We start from the raw sequence: 25,657 nt of genomic DNA on the forward strand, positions 1-25,657 counted from the left end.
GATTACCCTCCAATCGCCCAGCGGGCATAGGCGCCGCCGAACAGTTCGAATTTCGCAAGGAACGCCACGATGACCACCCAGACCAGCGACAGCGGCAGGAAGACCTTCCAGCCAATGCGCATCAGCTGGTCATAGCGGAAACGCGGCACCACGGCCTTCGTCAGGGCGAAGACGAAGAAGACCACCAGCATCTTGAGGATGAACCACAGGATGCCGTCCGGCAGGCCGGGGATCGGCGACAGCCAGCCGCCCAGGAACAACAGCGACACCAGCGCGCACATCAGGACGATGGCGAAGTATTCACCGATCATGAACAGCAGGAACGGGGTCGAGGAATATTCCACCTGGTAGCCCGCCACCAGTTCGGATTCCGCTTCGGGAAGGTCGAAGGGCGGGCGGTTGGTTTCCGCCATGGCCGAGATGATGAAGAGGAACATCATCGGGAAATGCGGCAGCCAGTACCACGAGAAGATGCCGTAACGCCCATCCTGCGCCGCAACGATGTCGCCAAAGCTCAGCGACCCGGTCGAGATGATGACGCCGATGATGATCAGACCCAGCGACACCTCGTAGGAGATCATCTGCGCCGCGGACCGCAGCGAGCCCAGGAACGGATATTTCGAGTTCGAGGCCCAGCCGCCCATGATCACGCCGTACACCTCGAGAGAGGAGACCGCGAAGACGTAGAGGATGGCCACGTTGATATCGGCCAGCACCCAGCCGTCATTGAACGGGATCACCGCCCAGGCGATCAGCGCCAGGGTGAAGGACAGCATAGGCGCCAGGAAGAACACGAACTTGTCCGCGCCTGCCGGCACCACGATCTCCTTGGTGATGTATTTGCCGAAATCCGCAAAGCTCTGCAGCAGGCCGAAGACGCCCACGACGTTCGGGCCCTTGCGCAGCTGAACCGCCGCCCAGACCTTGCGGTCGGCATACAGCAGGAAGGCCAGCGCGATCAGCAGCGGCACAACCAGCAACAGCACCTGACCGACGGTCAGCAGAACGATGCCTAGGGGGTGGGTGGTAAAGAAATCAGCCATAGGTCCTCACACCGTCGGTATTCCGTTGTTCTTGCAATTCTCGACCGTCACTTCCGCGTCGATCGTGCGCAAACCGGCGGGGATGGCCGCCGAGATGGTATAAATCGCATCTGCCTGCCAAGTGCCAGCCACTTCGGCAGTTTTTGTGCGCAAATGCCGGGCAAATCCGAAGCCTCGGATCAGCGTATACTGCGCCGCGGCGCATTCGGCATAATCGGTAACGTCCTGGGCGTCCCGCGCGCCGCGCATCGCGACGTGAAACGCCACTAGGTCGTCATCCAGCAGCCGGGTTTCGACCGCGCCGTATTCCGGCGAAAAGGGCAGCGACTCGCGCGCCTGCACCTCGGCCGCGCGGGACACTTCGTCCCGGGCGCCGCAGGCGGCAAGCAGCGAAGCCGCGATTATGAGCCCCGTCCGGATCACTCTGCCGCAACCGCCGTTTCGCCACGCGCCGCCGCGTTGGCCGACAATTCCGCCATCACCTCGGACGCACGGGCAATCGGGTTGGTCAGGTAGTGATCCTTGATCGCGGTGACAAAGCTCGCCTCGCCCAGCTTGCCGGCATCGAGCTTCGTCCACTCGTTTTCCGGCACCTGGTCGATCATCTTCAGATGCGGCACGGCCTCGACCAGCGCCTTGCGCAGCTGCGCCATCGAATCGAAGGGCAGCGTCGCGTCCAGCTCGGCCGACAGGGCGCGCAGGATGGCCCAGTTCTCTTTCGCGTCACCGGGGGCAAAGCCGGCACGCAGCGCCAGCTGCGGACGGCCCTCGGTGTTGACGAACAGGCCCTGTTCCTCGGTGTAGGCGGCGCCCGGCAGGATCACGTCGGCGCGGTGCGCACCGCGATCACCATGCGACCCCTGGTAGATCACGAAGGCACCTTCGCCGATCTCGACCTCATCGGCGCCCAGGTTGTAGATCACCTCGGCCCCGTCCAGCGCGGCCTCCATGCCCCCCTCGGTCACGGCGCCCACATCCATCGCACCGACGCGGGACGCGGCGGTGTGCAGGATCAGCAGCTTGCCGTTGGTCTTTTCGACCACGTCCATCGCGGCAGCCAGAACGGCGGCGCCGTCGGCCTCGCGCAGGGCGCCCTGCCCCACGATCACCAGCGACGGCGCATCCTTGATGGCGCCGAAATCGTGCTTGGTCAGATCGTCCAGCGCTTTCCGGTCATTGCCCATGTGGGTGTATTCGTAGGTCAGCTCTGCCGCGTCGCCGATCAGGCCGATATTGGCCCCGTTCAGCCACGCCTTGCGGATCCGCGCGTTCAGCACCGGGGCCTCGACGGCCGGGTTGGTGCCGATCAGCTGGATGAACTGGGCAGTGTCGATCTCTTCGACCGTCGCGGTGCCGACATAGGCCGAGCGGTTGCCGGCGGGCAGCTTCGCGCCATCGGTGCGGCACTCGATCTTGCCGTCCAGGCTCTCGACCAGCTGTTTCAGCGCAAAGGCGGCCTCGACCGGGGCCAGGTCGCCGACCAGGCCGGTGACATTCTTGCCCTTCATAGCGTTGGCCGCGGCCGACAGGGCCTCGGGCCAGGTGGCGGGCTTCAGCTTGCCGTCGACGCGCACGTAAGGCCGGTCCAGCCGCTGGCGGCGCAGCCCGTCCCAGACAAAGCGCGTCTTGTCGGAAATCCATTCCTCGTTCACGCCGTCATGGTTGCGCGGCAGGATCCGCATCACTTCGCGGCCCTTCGTATCCACGCGGATATTGGACCCAAGCGCATCCATCACGTCGATGGTTTCGGTCTTGGTCAGTTCCCACGGACGGGCGGTGAAGGCGTAGGGCTTCGACACCAGTGCGCCCACCGGGCACAGGTCGATGATGTTGCCCTGCATGTTCGAATCGAGCGTCTCGTTCAGGTAGCTCGTGATCTCCGCATCTTCGCCGCGGCCGGTCTGGCCCATCTTGTGGATGCCTGCGACCTCGGTGGTGAAGCGCACGCAGCGGGTGCAGGAGATGCAGCGCGTCATGTGCGTCTCGACCAGCGGGCCGAGATCCAGATCGTCCGACGCCCGCTTGGGTTCGCGGTAACGCGAGAAATCGACGCCATAGGCCATCGCCTGGTCCTGCAGGTCGCATTCGCCGCCCTGGTCACAGATCGGGCAATCCAGCGGGTGGTTGATGAGAAGGAATTCCATCACCCCTTCGCGGGCCTTCTTGACCATGGGCGAATTGGTCTTGATCACCGGCGGCGCGCCTTCCGGCCCGGGCCGCAGATCCTTGACCTGCATCGCGCAGGAGGCAGCCGGCTTCGGCGGGCCGCCGACCACTTCGACCAGGCACATCCGGCAATTGCCCGCGATGGACAGCCGTTCGTGGTAGCAGAACCGCGGCACCTCGACCCCGGCCTGTTCGCAGGCCTGGATCAGCGTCAGGCGCGGATCGACCTCGATCTCCTGGTCGTCGATGATGATCTTGCGAAGGTCAGACATGGTCGCTCACTTTGCTCTCAACTTGGCCGGCCCCGCACAGATGCGGGACCCGGTATGGATGGGGTGCCAGACACGGGGAAGTCCCCCCGGCCGGCACCGAATTCACGTCGCGGCGGACAGATGGCCCGCCCGGGCGCAGGATATGCCGCCGCGAAGCCATCACCGAAGGAACACTCCGATCTGGCTGTTGCGCGCCATTTCCTGGCGGCCCAATTCACACAGCGACGCGGTCTGTTTCGGGTCCAGGCCCTGCTGGCGCATGTATTGCGCCCCCATGGCCCGCATCCGGTTCTTCTCGTCTTCGCTGTCCACGTAGGCCTTGATCTCGGACTCGCTGTAGCCAAGGTCCAGCGCCTTGTTCTTCAACGAGTTGAGAAAGGCCAGCCCCTTCAGCGTCCGGGGCTTGATATCCGAACACTTGTTGGAAATCTCGATCGCCATGGCCACGGCGAACATGGGCCGGTCGATCTCGGGCACGTCGCGCAACGGCGTCTTGGCCGCCGCGGCACCGGCACCCAGGCTCAGGATCAAGGCGGCGAAAATCATGCGCATTTGGGGTCTCCCTTTCTGGCACACAGGGACGACCAATATGGCCGCCCATCTGCTGCGCAGATGGGTTCCGCACCGCTCGTTATGCAATAACAAGCGGGGTAAGCCCCTGATATGCGGGAAAATCCGCTCATTCCGCCGCGACCCCGCAGGCATGATCCTTCCACAAGCCGTTCTCGCGCAGCCAGGCCCAGCCAAAAGCCTCGTCGCTGGCGCCGTGTTCGTTCAGATGATCCAGCCGCGCCAGAGCTTCGTCCAGCGTCGGGCGGTGCCCCTCGGGCACCCACCACATGACGAAATGCATCTTGCCCATCACCTCGAACCATTCGGCGCGGCGGTTGTAGAACTGCCGGTGCACCGTGTTCCAGACGAAGTTCTCGAGGCTCGGCAGATCTTCCCAGACCGTCAGGTTCGAGACGAATTGCGGGTCGCCGTCGATCTTGGCCTCGGTATTGCCGGTCCCCGGCTCGCCCGAGCCTTCCATCATCCACACAAAGCCCGGCATCCGTTTGCCCAGCCCGTTGATGCGGTCGAGGTTGTTCATGAAGTCGGCCACGCGCGGGTCGTCCGTCGGGGCGACCAGGCGGCCGACATTCAGCTCGGCCAGGTGATATCCGGGGCGGCTTACCATCCCTTGCACTCCCCCGGCATGATCAGGTCGCCGTTCACGATGGGCAGCGCCGCGTCATCCTCGACATCGGGGCTGACCTCCCAGTCGATCTCGGACAGGCCGTATTGCTTGATGCAGTATTCCACCGCCTGGTGCCGTGCGGCCTCGCGGGCACCGGACAGGCTCTGCCCGGCATCGTTCACCGTCACGACGAAATTCGCGCGATCCTCGCGGTCGCTGTCCAGCTTCGCCCGGAACCGCACACCCTCATAGGTCTGGCGCGCGCCAAAGACATTCTCGCTCGCGTTCTTCACCCGCGCGCAAGAGGCCGTCGTCACCATCGACGCGGCAATCACCGAAACAAGCACAAGGCGTTTCATGCTGCACCCCCAAGGCCCGGGGCCCCTTCCCCCACCTGCGTATGACGCGGCGGGGCCACTTTGCGTTTTTCCAGAACCACGATCGAATCGTAGACATGCAGACCGGCGACATGACCGGCCGTGGCCGCGGTTTTCTCGCCTTCGGTGTGATACCAGTGATGCATGTCGTCGATGATCTGCTTCACATCGCTCATGAAGCTGTCGCGGGTCTGATAGCCCCCGCCGAAATCGCTCCAATAGGCGCAATGCAGATCCTCGATCATGTAGAGCCCGCCTTCGGACAGGCGCGGATACAGGACTTCCAGGCTCTTGCGGATATGGGCCGAGACATGGCTGCCATCGTCCAGCACCAGGTCGATTCCGCCCATCTCGTCGACAACGGAATTCAGGAAATCGGGATCGTCCTGCGACCCGATCCGCACCTGGCCCGCCTGGCCGTCGAACCGCACACAGGACGGGTCGATATCGATGCCGAAGATCTGTGCCTCGGGGCCCAGGTACTTGCGCCACATCTGTAGCGACCCACCCTTGGACACGCCGATTTCCAGCATCCGGATCGGACGGTCGCGAAAGCCCGAGAAATAGCGCTCGTAGATCGGAAGGTAGTGATGCCACTTGTGCACCAGCGGACCGGTATTGCCCCAGAAGAGCGACTCGAGGTCGGACACGGCCCCGTCGGGCCGCGCACCCTGGTACGCGAATTGGTCGATCGGCGCCATGGGGGCGCGATCGGCCGGCTTGCGTCCGGGCATCCTGATCCTCAAGGCCGCCATCTGCGCGCTTACTCCGCTGCGACGGGGGCTGCGCCCCGCTTGTGCTTGATCCGGTCCTCGATCTCGGGACGGAAGTTCTTGATCAGGCCCTGGATCGGCCAGGCGGCCGCGTCGCCAAGGGCGCAGATCGTGTGGCCTTCGACCTGCTTGGTCACGTCGAACAGCATGTCGATTTCCTCGACGCTGGCATCGCCGGTCACCAGGCGGTCCATCACGCGCATCATCCAGCCGGTGCCTTCACGGCACGGCGTGCACTGGCCACAGCTTTCATGCTTGTAGAATTTCGACAGGCGCCAGATCGCCTTGATGATGTCCGTGGACTTGTCCATCACGATCACCGCGGCAGTGCCCAGGCCCGAGCCCAGCTCCCCCCGCAGGTAGTCGAAGTCCATGATGGCGTCCTTCATGTTCTCGCCGCGCACGCAGGGAACAGAGGACCCACCCGGGATCACCGCCAGCAGGTTGTCCCAGCCGCCCCGGATGCCGCCGCAATGCTTGTCGATCAGTTCCTCGAAGCTGATCGACATCGCCTCTTCGACGACGCAGGGGTTGTTCACGTGGCCCGAGATCGCGAACAGCTTCGTGCCCGCGTTGTTTTCGCGGCCGAAGCCTGCGAACCATTCCGGGCCGCGGCGCAGGATGGTCGGGACGACGGCGATGGATTCGACGTTGTTCACCGTGGTCGGGCAGCCGTAAAGGCCCGCGCCCGCCGGGAATGGCGGCTTCATCCGCGGCATCCCCTTCTTGCCTTCCAGGCTTTCCAGCAGCGCGGTTTCCTCGCCGCAGATATAGGCGCCGGCCCCGTGATGCAGGTAGAGGTCGAAATCCCAGCCGGATTTCGCGGCGTTCTTGCCCAGCAAGCCCGCGTCATAGGCTTCGTCGATCGCCGCCTGCAGCGCCTCGCGCTCGCGGATATATTCGCCGCGGATGTAGATGTAGCAGGCATGGGCGTTCATCGCGAAGGACGCAATCAGGCAGCCCTCGATCAGCGTATGCGGATCGTGGCGCATGATCTCCCGGTCCTTGCAGGTGCCGGGTTCGGATTCGTCGGCATTCACCACCAGGTAGGCCGGACGTCCGTCGCTTTCCTTCGGCATGAAGGACCACTTCAGACCGGTGGGGAAGCCCGCACCGCCGCGACCCCGCAGGCCCGAGGCCTTCATGTTGTCGATGATCCAGTCACGGCCCTTCTTGATGATATCGGCCGTGCCGTCCCAGTGCCCGCGGGCCTGGGCCCCCTTCAGGGTACGGTCGTGCATCCCGTAGATATTGGTAAAGATGCGGTCCTGATCCTTGAGCATGGTCTACCCTTTGTCATCCCGGCGCGCGCGCCAAATCTGTGAGGCCACCACAAGCGCCCAGACAAGCGCCCCGATGGCCATGAAATCGAAAAGAAAGGCAAAGCGCCCCGGCATCCCCAGTTGCGGCCCGATCACCTGGGCCCCCATCCAGATCAGCATGGCGCCTGCGATCACCAGGGCCACGGTCCGGCCCTTCTTCGCAATTGCCTCGTCCTTCTCACTCATTCGCTACCTTCAGTACACGTCGCCCTTGTCGACGCGCTTTGAAAATTCCGTCTCCTCGCCAGTGGCGAGCTTGCTGGCCTGGTCGACCCAGCTGTCGCGGCTGACCCGGCCCTTGAACCCCTTGAGGTTCTGATCGACCCAGGCCACCTCGTCGGCGCTCCAGGCGGCGATCTGGTCGAAATGGTAATAGCCCATCTCGTTCAGCATGACCTCCAGCTTGGGCCCGACGCCCTTGATCCGTTTCAGGTCGTCCGCCCCGCTGTCCCTCGGCGCGTCCAGACCCTTGGGCTTCACGCCCTCGCCCTCTGCGGCAACCGGAGCGGCGGGTTCGGCGCTGGCCGGAACCGGGTCCGCGGCAGGCTCTGCCGGGGTCACCGCGCCCGTGTTGGCCGGCGCATCGGCGGCAGGCGTTTCCGCCGCTTCGGCTTCCACCTCGGCCTCAGCATCGGTCTCATCCGCACCGGCCTGCTCAGGCTCCGCCGCCATCGCCGCACCGGCCGAAGGGGCCGCGACCGGGGCCGGCGCCGCTGCCGGGGCGCTCACCGCATCCTCGGATTGCGGGGCGCCGCTGCTGGCGGGCGCCGAGGCCTCGCTGTCCTTGCAGACCAGCGTGAGCAGCGCGTAACCGACGACCGCGGCGATCACAACGGCCAGGACCAGGGCCCAGAAAATCGCAAGACCCGGCCTCATCAGCAGGTAAGCCAGCAAACCGACGATCGCAGCGATCGCCCAGCATATAGTCTTGCAATTCGTCCCCATGGGTCCGTTCCCCCGTCCTGGTCCTTATTATCTTACCTTATTCGTATACGTCGCCCTTCTTCACGCGATCCGCGAATTCCGTTGTCCCGCCCGAGGCGAGGATTTTTGCCTGATCGATCCAGTTGTCCCGGCTGGCACGGCCCTTGAACCCTTTCAGGTTCTGGTCGATCCAGGCCAGTTCCTCGCCGCCCCAAGCGGCAATCTGGTCGAAATGATAGATGCCGAGGCTGTGGCACAGCTTTTCCAGCGCCGGGCCGATCCCCTTGATCGACTTCAGGTCGTCGGGACCACCCTCGCGCGCGGCGTCCAGCCCCTCGGGCTTGGTGCCTTCGCCTTCGACCGCCGTGACGCTGCCCGGGCCCGAGGACGCGGCTTGCAGCGCCGCTTCCTGTTCGGACGTGTCAGCCGCATTGGCGGTTTCCGGTTCCGACTTGGAGGGCGGGTTGGCCGCGGATTTGGCCTTTGCCTCCTGTTCGGTCACGCCGGTCTTGTCGGCGGACTTGCCCTTTGCGGGACGCGGATCGGCCGGCTTCGGGTCCACCGACCCGGCGGCGCCGCTTTTCAGCCAGGGGGTCAGGATCGGCACTTCGGTGCCGTCGATCCGCTTGACCGTATCGCCGATTTCCACGGCCAGCGCGGCGCTGGCGTTGTGGGCGGGCTTGTCGGCCTCGTAATCTTTCAGCGAGGTCAGACCCATCTTCGGCTCAGAGGTATAGCGGCCATTCTGCGGCCCCGGCACCGGAACCTTGCCCTCGGCCAGTTCCTTCAGGATCTCGCGCAGACGCTCGGCCGTCAGGTCCTCGTAGTAATCCTTGCCGATCTGGGCCATCGGCGCGTTGGCGCAGGCGCCCAGGCATTCCACCTCTTCCCAGGAGAACTTGCCGTCCTCGGACAGCTGATGCGCTTTCGGCGCGATCACCTCCTGGCAGACGCCGACCAGGTCCTCGGCGCCGCAGATCATGCAGGACGTCGTGCCGCAGATCTGGATATGCGCGACCGAACCGACCGGCTGCAGCTGGAACATGAAGTAGAAGGTCGCAACCTCCAGCGCCCGGATATAGGCCATGCCCAGCATCTCGGCGATGCTTTCGATCGCCGGACGGGTCAGCCAGCCTTCCTGCTCCTGGGCACGCCACAGCAGCGGAATGATGGCCGAGGCCTGGCGGCCTTCGGGGTATTTCGTCATCTGCGCTTCGGCCCATTTCTGGTTCTCGGGCGTGAAGGCAAAGCTCTCGGGTTGCTCTTTGTGCAGGCGTCGCAGCATCAGGCGCAGGCTCCGGTCGTCAGTTTCACACTGCCGTCGTCAAGCTTCACAGCCTTGTCGGTGGCAAGTTTGAAGGCGGTCATCTCTAGCACCTGCTGGCGGGTCATCCCGGTCTGGATTTCCACCGGCAGGTAGTCCTTTTCGGTCCGCAGGGTGCACCCGACCGAGGCCACGGCTTCGTCGTAGGACGCGATGGCATCGGCAGGCACGCCCTGGGGCGGCATCGCACAGGCGGCCGTCAGGGCCAGGGTGGCAAGCGCAGCGGAGGCGCGAAGGATGGGCATCAAGGGGCCTCCGGGGCAGGTAACATTCTTCATACGGGTCATGGCGAAACGATCCCCATGTCTTCCTCGCACAGCACCTCAACGGTGCCCGCGAACAGATCGAGACGGCGGATCATCTCTCCGGCATCGGCATGGGCCGACACGCTGTCGGGATAAAGCGCATGAGGCAGGACATGGTCGAAATAGGCACGGGCCAGGTCCGCAGGGCCGTAGCCCTCGAAGTCCAGGTCGACCATCTCGTTGAATTTCTCATGGCCGATTTCCCAGGCCAGGCCCTGGGTGGCCAGGTTGAACTCGTGGCTCAGGGACGTCAGCGCCCAGGTCTCGATCTCGTGGCGCTGCTCGAGGGTCAGCCGTTCGGCCTCGCCCAGCTCCACCAGGTTGAACATGCTGTAGACCAGCGCGGGCACGCTCCGACAGGTCGCCTCCTCCATCGCCACGGCCGAGGCCGGGACGCTCAGAAGGCAGGCCGCAACAGCGGCCCCCATGACCCTATCGGAGGCGACGCGGATCATCAGCGGTCGATCTCCCCGAACACGATGTCCAGCGTCCCGATGATCGCGGCCACGTCGGCCAGCTGATGCCCCTTGGCGATGTAATCCATCGCGGCCAGGTGCGGATAGCCGGGCGCGCGCAGCTTGGCGCGGTAGGGCTTGTTTGTCCCGTCCGACACGATGAACACGCCGAACTCGCCCTTGGGCGCCTCGACCGCGGCATAGACCTCGCCCGCCGGCACCTTGAAGCCCTCGGTGTAGAGCTTGAAGTGGTGGATCAGCGCCTCCATGGAGGTCTTCATCTCCCCCCGCTTCGGCGGCGTGATCTTGCCACGGGCCAGCACGTCGCCCTGCCCTTCCGGCGCGCGCAGCTTGTCGATGCATTGCTGCATGATCGACGCGGATTGGCGCATCTCCTCGACACGGCAGAGATAGCGATCGTAGCAATCGCCGTTCTTGCCAACGGGGATCTGGAAGTCGAACTCGTCATAGCATTCATAGGGCTGCGCACGGCGCAGGTCCCAGGCGAGGCCCGACCCGCGCACCATCACGCCCGAGAAGCCGTAATTCTGGATGTCTTCTTCGGTCACGACCCCGATATCGACGTTGCGCTGCTTGAAGATCCGGTTCTCGGTCAGCAGGTTGTTCAGGTCGTCGATGAAATCGTAGAATTGCGGCAGCCAGGCTTCGATGTCGTCGATCAGCTTGGGCGGCAGATCCTGGTGCACCCCGCCGGGGCGGAAATAGGCCGCGTGCAGACGCGCCCCGCAGGCCCGTTCGTAGAAGATCATTAGGTCTTCGCGCTGCTCGAACCCCCAGAGCGGCGGCGTCAGCGCACCGACATCCATCGCCTGCGTGGTCACGTTCATCAGGTGGTTCAGGATCCGCCCGATTTCCGAGAACAGAACCCGGATCAGCGATGCGCGGCGCGGCACCTCGACCCCGGTCAGCTTCTCGATGGCCAGGCACCAGGCATGTTCCTGGTTCATCGGCGACACGTAATCGAGACGGTCGAGATAGGGCAGGTTCTGCAGGTAGGTCCGGCTCTCCATCAGCTTCTCGGTGCCACGGTGCAGCAGCCCGACATGCGGGTCACAGCGCTCGACCACCTCGCCGTCCAGCTCCAGCACCAGGCGCAACACGCCGTGGGCCGCCGGGTGCTGGGGCCCGAAGTTCAGGTTGAAGTTGCGGATCTTCTGTTCGCCCGTCTGGGCATCGCCGAACTGATTGGAACCGTCCATCATGTCAGACCTCCGTCTGCAAACCAAAGCCGAGGCAATTCAAGTGGCGCGTGCCCGCTCCGCCTCCCACGGCAAGAGCATGATGCTCCCCCGTCGGACCGGACACGCGCCCACCCTTCGCTACCTCGTGGATATCGGGGAAATGCAGGATCAACCGGCCTTCCCCTCTTCTTTCTTCTCGTCACCGGGCAGGATGTAATTGGCCCCTTCCCAGGGCGACATGAAATCGAACTGGCGGTATTCCTGGACCAGTTTCACCGGCTCGTAGACCACCCGCTTCTGCACTTCGTCATAGCGCACCTCGGTATAGCCCGTGGTCGGGAAATCCTTGCGCAGCGGATAGCCGCGGAACCCGTAATCGGTCAGCAGGCGGCGCATGTCCGGATGGCCCGAGAAGATGATCCCGAACATGTCGAATACCTCGCGCTCGAACCAGTTGGCACTCGGATGGACATTGGTGATCGACGGGATCATCTCGTCCTCGCGCAGCGCGCAACGCAGGCGGATGCGCTGGTTCTGGTACATCGACAGGAAGTGATAGACCACGTCGAACCGCTTGGCCCGCTCGGGGTAGTCGACGCCGGTGATGTCCACCAGGGTCGAGAACTTGCAGGTCGCGTCATTGCGCAGGAATTCCACGAATCCCTCGATGTTGGACGGGGCGACGTCGATCGTCAACTCGTCCAGGGCGATATTCCAGCCCAGCACGCAATCGGGGCGTTTCAGCTCGATATGGGTGCCGAGTTCCTTCAGCGCTTCGCTCATCGCTCCCGCTCCTTATCGCGTGATCGTACCGGTGCGGCGGATTTTCCGCGCCAGCTGCATGATGCCGTAAAGCAGGGCTTCGGCGGTCGGCGGGCAGCCGGGCACGTAGATGTCCACCGGAACGATCCGGTCGCAGCCGCGCACCACGGAATAGCTGTAGTGATAATAGCCGCCGCCATTGGCGCAGGACCCCATCGAGATCACGTAACGCGGCTCGGGCATCTGGTCATAGACCTTGCGCAGCGCCGGCGCCATCTTGTTGGTCAGCGTGCCGGCCACGATCATCACGTCCGACTGGCGCGGAGAGGCGCGCGGCGCGATCCCGAACCGTTCGGCATCGTAGCGCGGCATGGAGGTGTGCATCATCTCCACCGCGCAGCAGGCCAGGCCGAAGGTCATCCAGTGCAGCGACCCGGTCCGGGCCCAGTTGATCAGGTCCTCGGTCGAGGTCAGCAGGAAGCCCTTGTCCTGCAATTCCTTGTTCAGCGCCTGGGTGGCGTGCTCCTTGTCGCCGCCCGCGGTGTTGGCGCCATAGGCGGCCATGTTCGACGGGCCGCCCTTGACGCGCGGGGTCTGGGTGCCGTCACCCTGAACCTGCGTCACATGGGCGTCATCCTTGGTCACTGCCATTCGAGGGCCCCTTTCTTCCATTCATAGGCAAAGCCGATCGTGAGGACGGCCAGGAAGACCATCATCGACCAGAACCCGGCCATGGAGATATCCTTGAACGCCACCGCCCAGGGAAACAGCATCGCGATTTCCAGGTCGAAGATGATGAACAGGATCGAGACGAGGTAGAACCGGACATCGAACTTCATCCGCGCATCGTCGAAGGCGTTGAACCCGCATTCATAGGCCGACACCTTTTCCGGGTCGGGATTGCGGACCGCGATGATCGCCGCAGCAATGATGAAAACAAGGCCCAGTCCGATGGCAATGACAAGAAAGACGATAATGGGAAGGTATTCCCTGAGCATCACTTCCACGTAGAAGGCTCCTTTCCTGAGGGCGGCCGGACCCCCCCGGGTCCTGCTAGCTGCTAGCGGGTTTACTCCCGCCCCTTGGCAGGGTCAACCAAAGCCGCCCATATTCCGCAATTGGAATGCTGCATTTGCAAATTCCTGACTGCCTTAAGACATCGAATGATTTCAAAGGGGTTACGCGATCCAATTCCCGAGTCTTTCACACAGGTATTTCCCGATCTCGCCCGCGCCGCATCCCGCCCGGAATCCGCCCGGAATCCAAAGCCTCGACCACCGGAAAACCCCCGCAAAAGCGCCCCTTGGCACCCCGCGCCCTCTTTCATCTGGCCGGTAAATATCCCGGGAGGTCCGGAGGGCTGGCCCTCCGGCCCCGGCCAGCCACGCGGCGCCGGGTTCGGCCCCGGCGCGGGACGGGCAAAACTTGACGCAAAGTCACCGCGAAAAAATCGGCGCCGACAGGGGGCCAGCCTCAACAAGATATGAAGCCGGCTCACGAATCCGCGACCTGGCCCCGCATCGCCCCGAGGCGCAGCTCACGCCTGCCAGGACGGCTTCTTCTTGTCGAAGAACGCCCCGATCCCCTCGGGCGCCTCGGTGCCGGACCAGCAGGCGACCAGCTCTCCGATGGAATGCTCGATCACCTCCTCGGTGATCGGCGGACCCAGGTGACGCAGCAACGCCTTGGCGCGGGCCACCGCACCCGGCGCGGTCTCCAGGTAGGGCGCGACCTCGGCCTCCACGGCCTCGTCCAGCGCCTCTTCGGAAACGACACGGGACAACAGGCCCAGCTCCATCGCTTCCGCCGCGCCGAAACGGCGGCCCGACATGAACACCCGGCGCGCCCGCGCCTCGCCCATCCGTGCGGCGACGTAAGGCCCAATGGTGGCGGGGATCAGCCCCAGCCGGGTTTCCGTCAGCGCCATGGTCACGGCCTCGGACCCCACGGTCACGTCACAGACCGAGGCCATGCCGACCCCGCCGCCGAACGCATTGCCCTGCAGCCGCCCGATCAGCGGCTTGGGCATCAGGTTGAGCGCCTGCAACATGTAGGCCAGCGCACCGGCCTCGCGTCCGCGCTGTTCCGGCGGCGCGTCGAACTGGTCGCGCATCCAGCCCAGATCGCCCCCGGCGCAGAAGGTCCGCCCCCGTGCCGCCAGGATCACCACGCGCACGCTCTCATCCGCGCCCAGCTCGTCCGCCGCCTCGTGGATCTCGCGGATCATCTGCGCGTTCATCGCGTTGTGCTTGTCCGCCCGGTCCAGCCACAGCGTGGCAACCCCACGTGCATCCCGGTCTATGCTCACCGTCTCGGCCATGTCCCCTCCCTTTCCTCGCTCTGTCTCAATCGCCGGACCCGCTCAGGCCGCGGCACCGCTGCGCATCGCACGCGCCATCGCCGCCGCCTCGACCAGCACGTCGCGGTCCAGCCCGGTCTCGTAGCCAAGCGCGATCAGCCGGTCATGCACCGCTTCGGTCGCCACGTTGCCCGCAGCGCCCGGCGCATAGGGACAGCCGCCCAGCCCGCCCACGGCGGCGTCGAAGACGCGCACACCGCGCTCCAGCGAGGCTTCGAGATTGTCCAGCGCCCGGCCCGACGTGTCGTGGTAATGGCCCGCCAGCCGGTTGGCCGGTATCTCTTCCAGCACGGCGTCCAGCATGGCCCCGATGCTCTCGGGTGTGCCCTGCCCGATCGTGTCGCCCAGCGAGATCTCGTAGCAGCCCATGTCGCGCAGGGCCGCCGCCACCCGCGCCACGGCGCCCGGCGGGGTCGCCCCGTCATAGGGGCAATCCGTCACGCAGGAGATATAGCCGCGCACCGGCAGCCCCTCTTCCCGCGCGGCATCGGCCACGGGGGCGAACCGTTCCAGGCTCTCGGCGATGGAGGCGTTGATATTGGCCTTGGAAAACCCTTCCGAGGCCGACCCGAAGATCGCCACCTCGTCCGCGCCGGCCTTCACCGCATCCTCGAACCCGCGCATGTTCGGCGTCAGCGCGGCATAGCGCACGCCCTTGGCGCGCCAGATGCCCGCCAGAACCTCGCCCGATCCGGCCATCTGCGGCACCCATTTCGGCGACACGAAGGACGCGCATTCGATCCGGCGGAACCCGGCACCGCTCAGCCGGTCGACCAGCGCGATCTTGTCGGCGACGGGGATGTCACGGGCCTCGTTCTGCAACCCGTCGCGCGGGCCGACCTCGAAAATCTCGACGTAATCTGCCATTCAAACCTCCCAGGCGGGGTAGAAATCCTGCGTGTAGATGCCGCGCCCCTCTTCGGGCAGCGCTTCGCGGAACCCGGGGCGGTCGGTGATCCGCTCGTACCATTTCTCGGTCTCGGGAAAGCCGTCCAGCTTGGCAAAGAACTTGGCCAGGTAGACCGCCTGCCCCACCGCGATATCGGCCGCCGAAAAGCCCGAGGTCAGCAGGTAGTCGCGGTTCTCCACCGGGGTCGACAGACGCCCCTCGATCGCGGCGTAGCATTTCTTCAGCCGTGCGGCCTCCAGCTTCATGACCATGGGCGAGCGCATCGTGTCGTCATACAGCGCCACATGCTGCTGGGTCAGGGCGGCACTGTGCTGGGTGATCGTCTCCGCGAAATGCAGCCAGACCAGCCAGTCGGGCCGGTCGAGGTCGCCCATCAGCCGGCCCAGCCCGCGATCCTGGAACCGTTCGCACAGGATCTCGGTGATGGCGCCGCTTTCGAAATAGGTCTCGCCGTCCATCTCGATGGCGGGCACCCGGCCCGCAGGCGACATCACCAGGAATTCCGGGTCACGCAGCGACTTGTCGAAGGCATGCGGCACCACGCGGAATTCGGCCTCCAATTCGTGCAGCAACCACAGGATCCGCATGGACCGGGTCTGGGGACAATGATGCAGGGTGATCAAGAGCGTACCTCGTAGAAGTCTTCGGCCGGGAAATTCGGGCTGCCGTCCAGCTCGCGCGCGGCCTTGTAGGCGGGGCGGGCATGGACGCGGTCCAGATAGGCCAGGATGTTGGGGAAGGTTTCCAACCGGACATAGCGCCGCGCCGCGAAGAAGGAGAAGCTCATCATCGTGTCCGCCGCCGAAAAGCCCGAGGGCAGGATGAAATCCTGCTTGGCAAAGCGGCTTTCGAACGGGGCCAGCGCGCCGGCCAGCCGCCGCGCCTCGATCTTCACGACCGTGTCGGACCTTTGGGCGGGGTCGCGCAGGAATATCCATTGCAGGTTCAGGTTGGCGATCAGATGCCCCGCGGTTTCCGCGTAATGCATCGCCTCGAGGAATTCCACGCGTTCGGGATGCCCGACCTCGCGGCCCAGCCCGTATTGCGGCCGGGTCTCGCACAGGTATTCGGTGATCGCACCGCTTTCATGAATGACCTGTCCGTCGATCTCCAGAGCGGGGATTCGCCCGGCCGGAGATTTCTCGAGGAAATCCGGCGTGCGCAGCGACCCGTCCTGGATCGCATAGGTCCTGATCTCCGGGGTCAGCCCCATTTCCTGCAGCAGCCACAGCACCCGAAAGGACCGCGACGCCGGCACATGATGCAAGACGATAGACATTCCTTAACCTCCGATTGGAAATGCCGGGGTCCCGTCCCGCGTCAAAGGATGGGTCATTCATCCTCCAGCCGGATCAGCGGGGCCCCCGCTTCGACCTGGCTACCTTCGGATACCAGAACCTCGGCCACAACCCCGTCTCTCGGCGCCGTGAGGGAATGCTCCATCTTCATCGCCTCCAGCACCGCCAGCCGGTCGCCCGCGCTGACGCTCTGACCGGCCTCGGCCCGCATCACCTTGACCAGCCCCGGCATCGGCGCCTCGATCAGGTTGCCGCCCGCCGCGGCCTCGGCGACGCGGTCCAGCGGGTCGATCCGCTCGAAGGCCTGTCCGTAGCCGTCGAACACCGTGACCTTGTGGCCCTCGACGTGGTGCGCGGGCGCGGTGTCACCGTCCAGCGTCCAGCCCGCCGCATCGTAAAGCGCCTCGACCACAATCCCGTCCGGCAGCGTCACCAGGTGCGACCGGCCCGAGCGTGTCACCACCCGGCATGTCAGATCCGCATCGCCCCGGCGCAGCACGACGTCCCGTCCCAGCGGCGCCCACATCACGAACCCGTCCAGCGGGGCCGGAGCACCGTCCAGCCCCAGGGCCACGAGCGCCGCCCAGGCCATTGCGGGTGCCGTCGGCTCCGGCGCCGCGGCCAGCGCGTCCAGGTCCCGCCCGATCAGGCCGGTATCGACGTCGCCCGCGGCAAAGCCCGCATGACCCGCAAGGGCCCCCAGGAAGGCCAGGTTGGTCACCGTGCCCGCCACCTGCGTCTCGCGCAGGGCCTGGCCCAGCCGCTTCAGGGCAATGTCGCGGGTCGCGCCATGGGTGATGATCTTGGCGATCATCGGGTCGTAATGGGGGCTGATGACATCGCCCGACCGCACGCCCGTGTCGGACCGCGCACCGGCCGGAAACGCGAGATGCGCAAGCCGCCCGGTCGCGGGCAGGAACCCCGCCGGCACGTCCTCGGCATAGAGTCGCGCCTCGAAGGCATGGCCGGTGATCGTCAGATCCTCCTGCGCCACCGGCAGCGGCTCACCGGCGGCGACGCGCAGCTGCCATTCCACCAGGTCGACCCCGGTGATCGCCTCGGTCACGGGATGTTCGACCTGCAGGCGGGTGTTCATCTCCATGAACCAGAACCCGTCGGGGCGCAGCCCGTCCGACCCGTCGACGATGAATTCCACCGTGCCCGCACCCTTGTAGCCGATCGCCTCCGCCGCACGCACGGCGGCCTGGCCCATGGCGGCGCGCATCTCTACGGTCATACCGGGCGCCGGGGCTTCCTCGATGACCTTCTGGTGGCGGCGCTGCAGCGAACAATCGCGCTCGAACAGATGCACCGCGCGGGTGCCGTCGCCAAAGACCTGCACCTCGATATGGCGCGGCTTCTCGACGAATTTCTCCACCAAGACGTCGGGGTTGCCGAACGCCGTCCGGGCCTCGCCCCGCGCGCTTTCCAGCGCCTCGGCAAAGTCTGCGGCGCGCTCGACCAGGCGCATGCCCTTGCCGCCACCGCCCGCGACGGCCTTGATCAGCACCGGATAGCCGATCTCGTCCGCGGCCTTCGACAGCACGTCATCCGACTGGTCCGCCCCGTGATAGCCCGGCACGACCGGCACCCCGGCCTCTTCCATCAGCGCCTTGGCCGCATCCTTCAGCCCCATGGCCCGGATCGCCTTGGCTGAGGGCCCGATGAAGACCAGCCCGGCCGCCTCCACCGCCTCGACGAAATCGGGGTTTTCCGACAGGAAGCCATAGCCCGGATGGATCGCCTGCGCCCCCGTCGCCGCCGCGGCGGCCAGGATCGCCTCGGTCCGCAGGTAGCTCTCGGACGGGGCCGCGCCGCCGATATGCACCGCCTCGTCGGCCAGCGCCACGTGGCGCGCCCCGGCATCGGCATCGGAATAGACGGCCACCGACCGCACCCCCATGGCCCGCGCGCTTTCGATCACGCGGCAGGCGATCTCGCCTCGGTTCGCAACCAGGATCGTGTCAAACAGAGCCATCGTCAGGTCCTTTCGCTTGTTCGCCCGTCACGGGGCCAGCCGCCGTATCCGTCTTGCCGGTCCCGCCGCCCGAAGGCGGATAGGACCGGTACCGGTGGCGATAGATCAGATTGGGCCGGTCGCCCTCGAGCAGGTAGAAGATGATGAGGATCAGCACGACCACGTTGCCCATCCCCACCGCGTTCAGGTAGCGGATCGAGGCGAGGTGATAGAGGATCGTCAGCGCCGCGACGACCACCGTCACCGGCATCGCATAGGGGATGCGCAGATACAGACCCGCTGCCAGCAAGGCCGGCACCAGCACCCCGGCCAGCCCCATGCCAAGGGGCACCTGCCCCGCCATCAGCCCATAGGCCCAGCCCAGCGCCAGCAGCGCGAAATAGCCGATCACCAGCCACATCGGCCCGCCCGGCTTTCCCTTGGGATGCCCATGCGCCGCCTCGCGCCCCACATGCACCCAGGTCACGCCGGTTTCTTCGTCCGACAGGCGCTCGCCTGCCTGGCCCTGGTCCCGCTCCGCCATCACCGACGCCACCCGCCGCCCAGCAGGCCTTCGGCCTCCGCAGCGATCCGCGTCACGATCTCTCCCGCGCCGGGTAGGTCATGGATCAACCCCACCGCTTCCCCGGCAATCGGCGGCGCCATGCTGGCATCGCCCTCCGCCGCGGCCCGGGCATAGGCCTCCGCCTCGCCCCCCGCGGCGCGCAGCCCCTCGGGATCCTGCTGCCAGCGCCGGGTAAAGTCGTTCTCGACGGTGCGGATGGTAAACGGCGCCGGCCAGTCCAGCCCCCTCGCGATATCGGGCAGCGACGACCGCAGCGTCGCATCGCCCCCCGCGGCCACGGCCGCCTCCAGCATCGGGCGCGGCGCCAGGCATTCCGCACTGGCCCAGAGCCGCGTTCCGACCAGAACGCCATCCGCCCCCAACATCAGCGCCGCCGCCAGGCCGCGCCCGTCGGCAATCCCGCCCGCGGCCAGCAACAGCACCTCCGGCGCTGCGCGGTTCAGGTAATCCGCCACTTCCGGCACCAGCGTCATCACGGCCCGGTTCGCGCCATGGCCCCCGGCCTCGCCGCCCTGCGCCACGATGACCTGCGCGCCCGCCTCGACGGCCTCCCGCGCATGATCCAAAGTCTGCACCTGGCAGATCAGCGGCACGCCCGCCGCCGCGATCTCCGCCGCAAAGGGGCGCGGATCGCCGAAGGACAGGAACAGGCAGGCGGGATCGCGCTCCAGCACCCGGCCCAGTAGCTCCGGCTGCTCCGCAAGTTTCCACGTGATGAAGCCGCAGCCCACCCGCGCATTGCCCGCCGCGCGATATTCCCGCTCCAGCCAGTCCGCATCGCCATAGCCGCCGCCGATCAGGCCCAGCCCGCCGGCCTCACTCACCGCCCGCGCCAGCGCCCCGCCGGCCGCCAGCGCCATCGGCGCCGACAGGATCGGATGATCCAGCCCGAAGGCTTTCGTGAGACGTGTCTCGATCATGCCCACGCCCCGCTTTCATCTGGCCGGTCAATATCCCGGGGGAGTCGCCCCGCAGGCGACGGGGGCAGCGCCCCCGCACCGGCCGCCAGGCCGGCCCGGGTCCCAGACCGGGACCGACCTCGGCACCGACGCGATACCGACGTGATACCGACGTGATACCGACGCGGCAAAAGAGGGGAAAAATCACATCCGGAAGACACCGAACTTCGTCTCCTCGATCGGGGCATTCAGGGTGGCCGACAGGCTCAGCGCCAGCACGTCGCGGGTCTGGCGCGGGTCGATGATCCCGTCATCCCAAAGCCGCGCCGACGCATAAAGCGGATGCGACTGCCGCTCGAACATCTCGATGGTGGGGCGCTTGAATTCGGCCTCCTCCTCCGCCGACCAACTGCCGCCCGTCCGCTCGATCCCGTCGCGTTTCACGGTGGCCAGCACGCCCGCCGCCTGCTCCCCGCCCATGACGGAGATGCGCGAATTGGGCCAGGTCCACATCAGCCGCGGCTGGTAGGCGCGGCCTGCCATGCCGTAATTGCCCGCCCCGAAAGAGCCCCCCACCAGCATGGTGATCTTGGGCACCTTGGTCGTCGCCACGGCGGTCACCAGCTTGGCGCCGTGCCGGGCGATACCCTCGTTCTCGTATTTCCGCCCGACCATGAAGCCGGTGATATTCTGCAGGAAAACCAGGGGGATATTCCGCTGAGAGCACAACTCCACGAAATGCGCACCCTTCTGCGCGGCCTCGGAAAACAGCACGCCATTATTGGCTACGATGCCGACGGGGCAGCCCATCACATGGGCGAACCCGGTCACCAGCGTCTCGCCGAAACGCGGCTTGAACTCGTCAAAGCGCGAGCCGTCGACGACCCGCGCGATCACCTCGCGGATGTCGTAGGGCGTGCGCAGATCGGCCGGCACCACGCCGATGATCTCCTCGGGGTCATAGGCCGGATCCTCGGGGCTTTCCCAGCGGACGGTCTGCGGTCGCTGCCGGTTCAATCCCGCCACGGCGCGCCGCGCCAGGCTAAGAGCATGGGCATCATCCTCCGCCAGGTAATCCGCCACGCCCGACAGCCGCGTATGCACGTCCCCGCCGCCCAGATCCTCTGCCGAAACGACCTCCCCCGTCGCCGCCTTCACGAGCGGCGGCCCGGCCAGGAAGATCGTGCCCTGTTCCTTCACGATGATCGTCACGTCCGACATCGCCGGCACGTAGGCCCCACCCGCCGTACAGGAGCCCATCACCACCGCGATCTGCGGGATGCCCTTGGCCGACATGTTGGCCTGGTTGTAGAAGATACGGCCGAAATGGTCGCGGTCCGGGAACACCTCGTCCTGGTTGGGCAGGTTGGCGCCGCCGCTGTCGACCAGGTAGATGCAGGGCAGATGGTTTTCCTCCGCAACCTCCTGGGCACGCAGGTGTTTCTTCACGGTGACCGGGTAATAGGTGCCGCCCTTCACGGTCGCATCGTTGCACACGATCATGCAATCCTGACCCTGCACGCGGCCGATCCCGGTGATGATCCCGCCGCCCGGCGCCGCGCCGTCATACATGCCATGCGCCGCCGTCGCGCCCATCTCGAGGAAGGGCGATCCGGGGTCCAGCAGGGCCGCCACGCGGTCGCGCGGCAGCATCTTGCCCCGGCTGACATGGCGGTCGCGGGATTTCTGCCCGCCCCCGGCCGCCGCGGCCTCGGCCGCCTCGCGGACCAGCTCCAGCGCGGCCAGGTGGTTCTCTCGATTGCTGCGGAAATCCTCCGACGTGGCAATGGCTTGGGAGATCAGCTTCATGGGGCCTCCTCGGACAGATGGGATGAATGGGTCAAACGAAGGAAAGCGATCATGCTTGCGTCTCCGCCACGGCGCGGGCCTTCAGCTCCTTGCGGATCACCTTGCCCGTCACCGTCATCGGCAGGGCATCGACAAAGGCGATCTCGCGCGGGTAATTGTGCCCCGAAAGTCGGGATTTCACATAATTAACAATGTCTTGCTCCGTGTCGGGCGATGGATCAACGCCATCCTTCAACACGATGTAAGCCTTGACGATTTCGGTGCGAAGCGGGTCCGGCTTGCCGACCACTCCCGCCGTCGCGACGGCAGGATGGGTCAGCAGGCAATCCTCGACCTCCCCCGGCCCGATCCGGTAGCCGGCCGAGGTGATGACGTCATCCTCCCGCCCAACAAAGCGCAGGAAGCCATCCTCGATCACGCCGCGATCGCCGGTCAGCATCCACTCGCCGCGGAACTTTTCGGCCGTGGCCTCGGGTTTTTCCCAGTATTCCAGCATCATGGAGGCCGATCCGCGCCGCACGGCCACGTCGCCTTCGTCCCCGGTCACCGCGCCGCTGTCGTCGATCACGGCGACCTCGTGCCCCGGCGCCGCGCGTCCCGCACAGCCCGGGCGCGCCGCAAAGGACGCGGCGCAGGAGGACACGACCATGTTGCATTCGGTTTGGCCGTAGAACTCGTTGATCGTGACGCCAAGCGCCTCGCGCCCCCAGGCCAGCATCTCGGCCCCGAGCGGTTCGCCGCCGGAGGCGACCGAGCGCAGGCCGGGGATCGTCGCACCCTCGGCCTTGAGCATCCGCAGCGCCGTCGGCGGGAAGAAGATGTTGCGGATACCGGTGCTTGCGATCAGGTCCCGGCATTCCGAGACCGAGAATTTGGCCATGCGGGCCGCCACCACCGGCACGCCAAGCGCCAGCCCCGGCATCAGCACGTCGAAGAGCCCGCCGATCCAGGCCCAGTCCGCCGGGGTCCACAGGCAATCGCCCTCCCGGCCCAAGAAGTCATGGCTCATCTCCACGCCCGGCAGGTGGCCGGTCAGCACTCGGTGCGCATGCAGCGCGCCCTTGGGCTTGCCCGTCGTGCCGGAGGTATAGATCAGCACCGCCGGGTCCTCTGCCGCCGTGTCCAGCGTCGGCGTCAGCAGCTCCGGCACGCCATCCTCCGGCACCAGCGCCTGCGCCAGCCCCTCCAGCATCCCGGCCCCTTCGGCATCGCTGACGGCCAGGGTCAGCCCGCTATCCTCGATCCGGCTGCGCAGGGCATCCTCGCGGAAGAGCTTGAAAAGAGGGACGGAAATCGCGCCCAGCTTCCAGATCGCGATATGGGCGGCGGCGCACCAGGCATCCTGGGACCGCAGCACGCCGACCCGGTCACCACGGGTCACGCCGTGATCCGCCAGGCCCGTAGCCAGCTGTTCGGCCATCTCGCGCAGCGTGCCATAGGAGACGTCGCGCCGCCGTGCGCCGGTCATGTCGATGATCGCGGTGCGGGCCGGGCTGCGCGCCGCCCAGTCATCGCAGACCTGCGCCGCCATGTTCAGCCGGGGCGGAATGTTCCAGGCAAACCCGTCACGCAGCGCGTCATATGAAAGCGTCCGGTCCAGCATCAGCGCGGGCTCAGCCGGGTGGTCCGGCCCCATTGGTCGACGGAATAGCGATAGGTCTGCGCCCCGCCACGCGGGCGGCAGATGACGCTCAGCCAGGCCAGCCCCGGTGCGGGGCGGGCCGAACAATCGGTCATGCTGGCATCCTGGCCCATCTGGCGCTCCATCCTCACGTAATCCTCTGCGGCGCGGGTGATGGCGTCGGTTTCGCTGCGGGTGATGACGTACCAACCGACCCGAAGGCCAAGCACGATCATCAATCCTGCCAGCGCGATCACCATGATCCGAACCATCCTCCCTGGCGCCCTCCTCCGGGCGTCGCCTCAGCTCATCGAGGCCATAAGCTCCCGCCCGATCAGCATCCGACGGATTTCCGAGGTCCCCGCCCCGATCTCCATCAGCTTGGCATCGCGGAAGATGCGGCCCACCGGGTTGTCGTTCAGATAGCCTGCCCCGCCCATGGCCTGCACCGCCTGGTGCGCCACGACCATCGCCTCCTCGGAGGCGTAGAGCACGCAGGCCGCCGCATCCTGGCGGGTCACCTCGCCCCGGTCACAGGCCTTGGCGACCTCGTAGACATAGGCGCGGGCCGAGTTCATCTTGGTGTACATGTCGGCGATCTTGCCCTGCATCAGCTGGAAATTCCCGATGCTCTGGCCGAACTGCTTGCGTTCGACCATGTAGGGCATGATCTCGTCCAGGCAGGCAGCCATGATGCCGGTGCCGATGCCCGACAGCACGACGCGTTCGTAATCGAGGCCCGACATCAGAACGCGCACGCCCTTGCCCTCTTCGCCCAGCACATTCTCAAACGGCACTTCGCAATTGTCGAAGATCAGCTCGGCGGTGTTGGACCCGCGCATCCCCAGCTTGTCGAAATGCGGCGAGGTCGAGAACCCCGTCATGTCCTTCTCGATGATGAAGGCGGTGATGCCCTTGGAGCCAGCCTCCGGGTCGGTCTTGGCATAGACGACCAGCGTGTCGGCGTCGGGGCCGTTGGTGATCCAGTACTTGTTGCCGTTCAGCACGTAATAGCCGTTGCGCTTCTCCGCCTTCAGCTTCATCGACACGACGTCGGACCCGGCCGAAGGTTCGGACATGGCCAGCGCGCCCACATGCTCGCCCGAGATGAGGCCAGGCAGGTATTTCTGCTTCTGTTCTTCGGAGCCGTTCAGCTTGATCTGGTTCACGCAGAGGTTCGAATGCGCCCCGTAGGACAACGACACGGAGGCAGAGGCGCGCGCGATTTCCTCGACCGCGATGACATGGGCCAGGTAGCTCATGCCCGACCCGCCATAGGCCTCGTCCACGGTGATGCCCAGCAGGCCCAGATCGCCCATCTCTCTCCAGAGGGCGGGCGGGAATTCGTTGCTGCTGTCGATCTCGGCGGCCTGCGGCTTGATCCGTTCCTGCGCGAAACGGTGCACCATGTCGCGCAGCGCGTTCACGTCCTCGCCCAGATCGAACGTCATGGAAGCGTTGAACATGGCGGGCCTCCTCTCCCATTTATTGAACACTTGTTCATATACCAACCACAGGCCGCGAGTCGGGTCAAGCGGAAGGAACCACGGGCGGCGCGGCATCGTTGGTCTTCCAAATGGCAGCAGCCAGATAAAGGAGATCACCATGAAAGATTTTGCGACCAAACTGACGGATACCTTCTGGGACCGGATCGGTGACGCGCGCGCCGGCATGCTGGACGTGTCGGGCCGGGCAATTCCGATGTCCCCCTATGCCGACCGCGAGAACGGCGTGATCTGGTTCATCACCGCCGACGGGTCCGATGCGGCCCATACGGCGCGCGGTGCGGGCCGGGTCCGCTACCTGATCGGCGATTCCGCCGCCAAGATCTATGCCGATATCGAAGGCAGCCTGACGGTCGCCGACAATCCCGACAAGCTGGACGAACTGTGGTCCCCCGTGGCCAGCGCCTGGTTCGAGGATGGCCGCGAGGATGACGACGTTCGCCTGCTGGCCTTCCGTCCCGCCACGGCCGAGGTCTGGGCCACCGACGGCGCGGCCGGGTTCCTCTACGAGGTGACCAAGGCCAACCTGACGGACGACACGCCGGATGCCGGCGACCACGGCAAGATCACGTTCTAAGCGTCCGATCCCAAGCCAATGCAGAACGCCC

General features: G+C 65.9%; 29 protein-coding genes. 1 reads left to right on the top strand and 28 read right to left on the bottom strand.

Features of this window, described 5'->3' with window-relative positions:
- Window positions 1-2 precede the first annotated feature (2 nt).
- The 28 genes from nuoH to ATO9_RS12850 form a co-directional block, all read right to left on the bottom strand.
- The gene (gene nuoH / locus ATO9_RS12715) at window positions 3-1,043 is read right to left on the bottom strand and encodes an NADH-quinone oxidoreductase subunit NuoH (protein ID WP_043749421.1); all 1,041 of its coding nucleotides are present in this window, start codon (window positions 1,041-1,043) and stop codon (window positions 3-5) included.
- Between the two features lie 6 nt (window positions 1,044-1,049).
- Entirely contained in the window at window positions 1,050-1,403 is a 354-nt protein-coding gene (locus tag ATO9_RS12720) for a hypothetical protein (RefSeq protein WP_043749827.1), read from the bottom strand.
- Window positions 1,404-1,462: 59 nt separating this feature from the next.
- On the bottom strand, window positions 1,463-3,481 hold the full coding sequence (nuoG, locus tag ATO9_RS12725; protein ID WP_043749424.1) for an NADH-quinone oxidoreductase subunit NuoG: 2,019 nt from the start codon (window positions 3,479-3,481) through the stop codon (window positions 1,463-1,465).
- 159 nt (window positions 3,482-3,640) lie between these two features.
- Window positions 3,641-4,033, bottom strand: coding sequence for a DUF5333 domain-containing protein (locus ATO9_RS12730; RefSeq protein ID WP_043749427.1), 393 nt, complete (start codon window positions 4,031-4,033; stop codon window positions 3,641-3,643).
- A gap of 127 nt (window positions 4,034-4,160) precedes the next feature.
- Complete coding sequence (locus tag ATO9_RS12735; RefSeq protein WP_043749429.1) at window positions 4,161-4,661, bottom strand: DUF3291 domain-containing protein; 501 nt, start codon at window positions 4,659-4,661, stop codon at window positions 4,161-4,163.
- Complete coding sequence (locus ATO9_RS12740) at window positions 4,655-5,020, bottom strand: hypothetical protein (RefSeq protein WP_052418289.1); 366 nt, start codon at window positions 5,018-5,020, stop codon at window positions 4,655-4,657. The genes ATO9_RS12735 and ATO9_RS12740 overlap by 7 nt, the downstream gene beginning before the upstream one ends.
- Entirely contained in the window at window positions 5,017-5,772 is a 756-nt protein-coding gene (locus ATO9_RS12745) for a class I SAM-dependent methyltransferase (RefSeq protein WP_052418290.1), read from the bottom strand. The genes ATO9_RS12740 and ATO9_RS12745 overlap by 4 nt, the downstream gene beginning before the upstream one ends.
- A 29-nt stretch (window positions 5,773-5,801) precedes the next feature.
- Window positions 5,802-7,094 carry an NADH-quinone oxidoreductase subunit NuoF gene (gene nuoF, locus ATO9_RS12750; protein ID WP_043749431.1) on the bottom strand — a complete coding sequence of 431 codons (1,293 nt, stop codon included), beginning with the start codon at window positions 7,092-7,094 and terminating at the stop codon, window positions 5,802-5,804.
- A gap of 3 nt (window positions 7,095-7,097) precedes the next feature.
- A complete protein-coding gene (locus ATO9_RS12755; protein ID WP_043749434.1) occupies window positions 7,098-7,319 on the bottom strand; it encodes a DUF5337 domain-containing protein in 222 nt (73 codons plus the stop codon).
- A gap of 9 nt (window positions 7,320-7,328) precedes the next feature.
- On the bottom strand, window positions 7,329-8,078 hold the full coding sequence (locus ATO9_RS12760) for a hypothetical protein (protein WP_043749436.1): 750 nt from the start codon (window positions 8,076-8,078) through the stop codon (window positions 7,329-7,331).
- A gap of 37 nt (window positions 8,079-8,115) precedes the next feature.
- Window positions 8,116-9,342: an NADH-quinone oxidoreductase subunit E gene (locus ATO9_RS12765; protein ID WP_043749438.1), complete on the bottom strand. Its 1,227-nt coding sequence runs from the start codon at window positions 9,340-9,342 to the stop codon at window positions 8,116-8,118.
- Window positions 9,342-9,626 (bottom strand): hypothetical protein, encoded by a 285-nt coding sequence (locus tag ATO9_RS12770; protein WP_043749440.1) that lies wholly within the window; start codon window positions 9,624-9,626, stop codon window positions 9,342-9,344. Before ATO9_RS12770 ends, ATO9_RS12765 begins: the two co-directional genes overlap by 1 nt.
- Before the next feature lie 38 nt (window positions 9,627-9,664).
- Window positions 9,665-10,141, bottom strand: coding sequence for a hypothetical protein (locus ATO9_RS12775; RefSeq protein ID WP_043749444.1), 477 nt, complete (start codon window positions 10,139-10,141; stop codon window positions 9,665-9,667).
- Complete coding sequence (locus ATO9_RS12780) at window positions 10,141-11,361, bottom strand: NADH-quinone oxidoreductase subunit D (RefSeq protein WP_043749834.1); 1,221 nt, start codon at window positions 11,359-11,361, stop codon at window positions 10,141-10,143. Before ATO9_RS12780 ends, ATO9_RS12775 begins: the two co-directional genes overlap by 1 nt.
- A 150-nt stretch (window positions 11,362-11,511) precedes the next feature.
- A complete protein-coding gene (locus tag ATO9_RS12785; protein ID WP_043749446.1) occupies window positions 11,512-12,126 on the bottom strand; it encodes an NADH-quinone oxidoreductase subunit C in 615 nt (204 codons plus the stop codon).
- A gap of 12 nt (window positions 12,127-12,138) precedes the next feature.
- Window positions 12,139-12,669, bottom strand: coding sequence for a NuoB/complex I 20 kDa subunit family protein (locus tag ATO9_RS12790; protein ID WP_043749835.1), 531 nt, complete (start codon window positions 12,667-12,669; stop codon window positions 12,139-12,141).
- A gap of 77 nt (window positions 12,670-12,746) precedes the next feature.
- Entirely contained in the window at window positions 12,747-13,112 is a 366-nt protein-coding gene (locus tag ATO9_RS12795) for an NADH-quinone oxidoreductase subunit A (RefSeq protein ID WP_043749449.1), read from the bottom strand.
- Window positions 13,113-13,642: 530 nt separating this feature from the next.
- Complete coding sequence (locus ATO9_RS12800; protein ID WP_043749450.1) at window positions 13,643-14,425, bottom strand: crotonase/enoyl-CoA hydratase family protein; 783 nt, start codon at window positions 14,423-14,425, stop codon at window positions 13,643-13,645.
- A 42-nt stretch (window positions 14,426-14,467) separates the two neighbouring features.
- On the bottom strand, window positions 14,468-15,331 hold the full coding sequence (locus tag ATO9_RS12805; RefSeq protein ID WP_043749453.1) for a hydroxymethylglutaryl-CoA lyase: 864 nt from the start codon (window positions 15,329-15,331) through the stop codon (window positions 14,468-14,470).
- Complete coding sequence (locus ATO9_RS12810; protein ID WP_043749454.1) at window positions 15,332-15,997, bottom strand: glutathione S-transferase family protein; 666 nt, start codon at window positions 15,995-15,997, stop codon at window positions 15,332-15,334.
- Window positions 15,994-16,653, bottom strand: coding sequence for a glutathione S-transferase family protein (locus tag ATO9_RS12815; RefSeq protein ID WP_043749457.1), 660 nt, complete (start codon window positions 16,651-16,653; stop codon window positions 15,994-15,996). Before ATO9_RS12815 ends, ATO9_RS12810 begins: the two co-directional genes overlap by 4 nt.
- Before the next feature lie 53 nt (window positions 16,654-16,706).
- The gene (locus ATO9_RS12820; protein WP_043749838.1) at window positions 16,707-18,644 is read right to left on the bottom strand and encodes an acetyl/propionyl/methylcrotonyl-CoA carboxylase subunit alpha; all 1,938 of its coding nucleotides are present in this window, start codon (window positions 18,642-18,644) and stop codon (window positions 16,707-16,709) included.
- The gene (locus ATO9_RS23500; RefSeq protein ID WP_052418291.1) at window positions 18,637-19,173 is read right to left on the bottom strand and encodes a hypothetical protein; all 537 of its coding nucleotides are present in this window, start codon (window positions 19,171-19,173) and stop codon (window positions 18,637-18,639) included. The genes ATO9_RS12820 and ATO9_RS23500 overlap by 8 nt, the downstream gene beginning before the upstream one ends.
- Window positions 19,173-20,135, bottom strand: coding sequence for an NAD(P)H-dependent flavin oxidoreductase (locus tag ATO9_RS12830; RefSeq protein WP_043749459.1), 963 nt, complete (start codon window positions 20,133-20,135; stop codon window positions 19,173-19,175). The genes ATO9_RS23500 and ATO9_RS12830 overlap by 1 nt, the downstream gene beginning before the upstream one ends.
- Before the next feature lie 183 nt (window positions 20,136-20,318).
- Complete coding sequence (locus tag ATO9_RS12835; protein ID WP_043749462.1) at window positions 20,319-21,923, bottom strand: carboxyl transferase domain-containing protein; 1,605 nt, start codon at window positions 21,921-21,923, stop codon at window positions 20,319-20,321.
- 49 nt (window positions 21,924-21,972) lie between these two features.
- Window positions 21,973-23,526, bottom strand: coding sequence for an AMP-binding protein (locus ATO9_RS12840; protein ID WP_052418292.1), 1,554 nt, complete (start codon window positions 23,524-23,526; stop codon window positions 21,973-21,975).
- Window positions 23,526-23,816 (bottom strand): hypothetical protein, encoded by a 291-nt coding sequence (locus ATO9_RS12845; RefSeq protein WP_043749464.1) that lies wholly within the window; start codon window positions 23,814-23,816, stop codon window positions 23,526-23,528. The genes ATO9_RS12840 and ATO9_RS12845 overlap by 1 nt, the downstream gene beginning before the upstream one ends.
- Before the next feature lie 30 nt (window positions 23,817-23,846).
- Window positions 23,847-25,010: an isovaleryl-CoA dehydrogenase gene (locus tag ATO9_RS12850; protein ID WP_043749466.1), complete on the bottom strand. Its 1,164-nt coding sequence runs from the start codon at window positions 25,008-25,010 to the stop codon at window positions 23,847-23,849.
- Between the two features lie 139 nt (window positions 25,011-25,149).
- On the opposite strand from ATO9_RS12850, the gene ATO9_RS12855 reads away from it, so the two are divergent.
- The gene (locus ATO9_RS12855; RefSeq protein ID WP_043749469.1) at window positions 25,150-25,626 is read left to right on the top strand and encodes a pyridoxamine 5'-phosphate oxidase family protein; all 477 of its coding nucleotides are present in this window, start codon (window positions 25,150-25,152) and stop codon (window positions 25,624-25,626) included.
- Window positions 25,627-25,657 lie beyond the last annotated feature (31 nt).

Source organism: Pseudooceanicola atlanticus, from assembly GCF_000768315.1.
Classification (GTDB): Bacteria; Pseudomonadota; Alphaproteobacteria; order Rhodobacterales; family Rhodobacteraceae; genus Pseudooceanicola; species Pseudooceanicola atlanticus.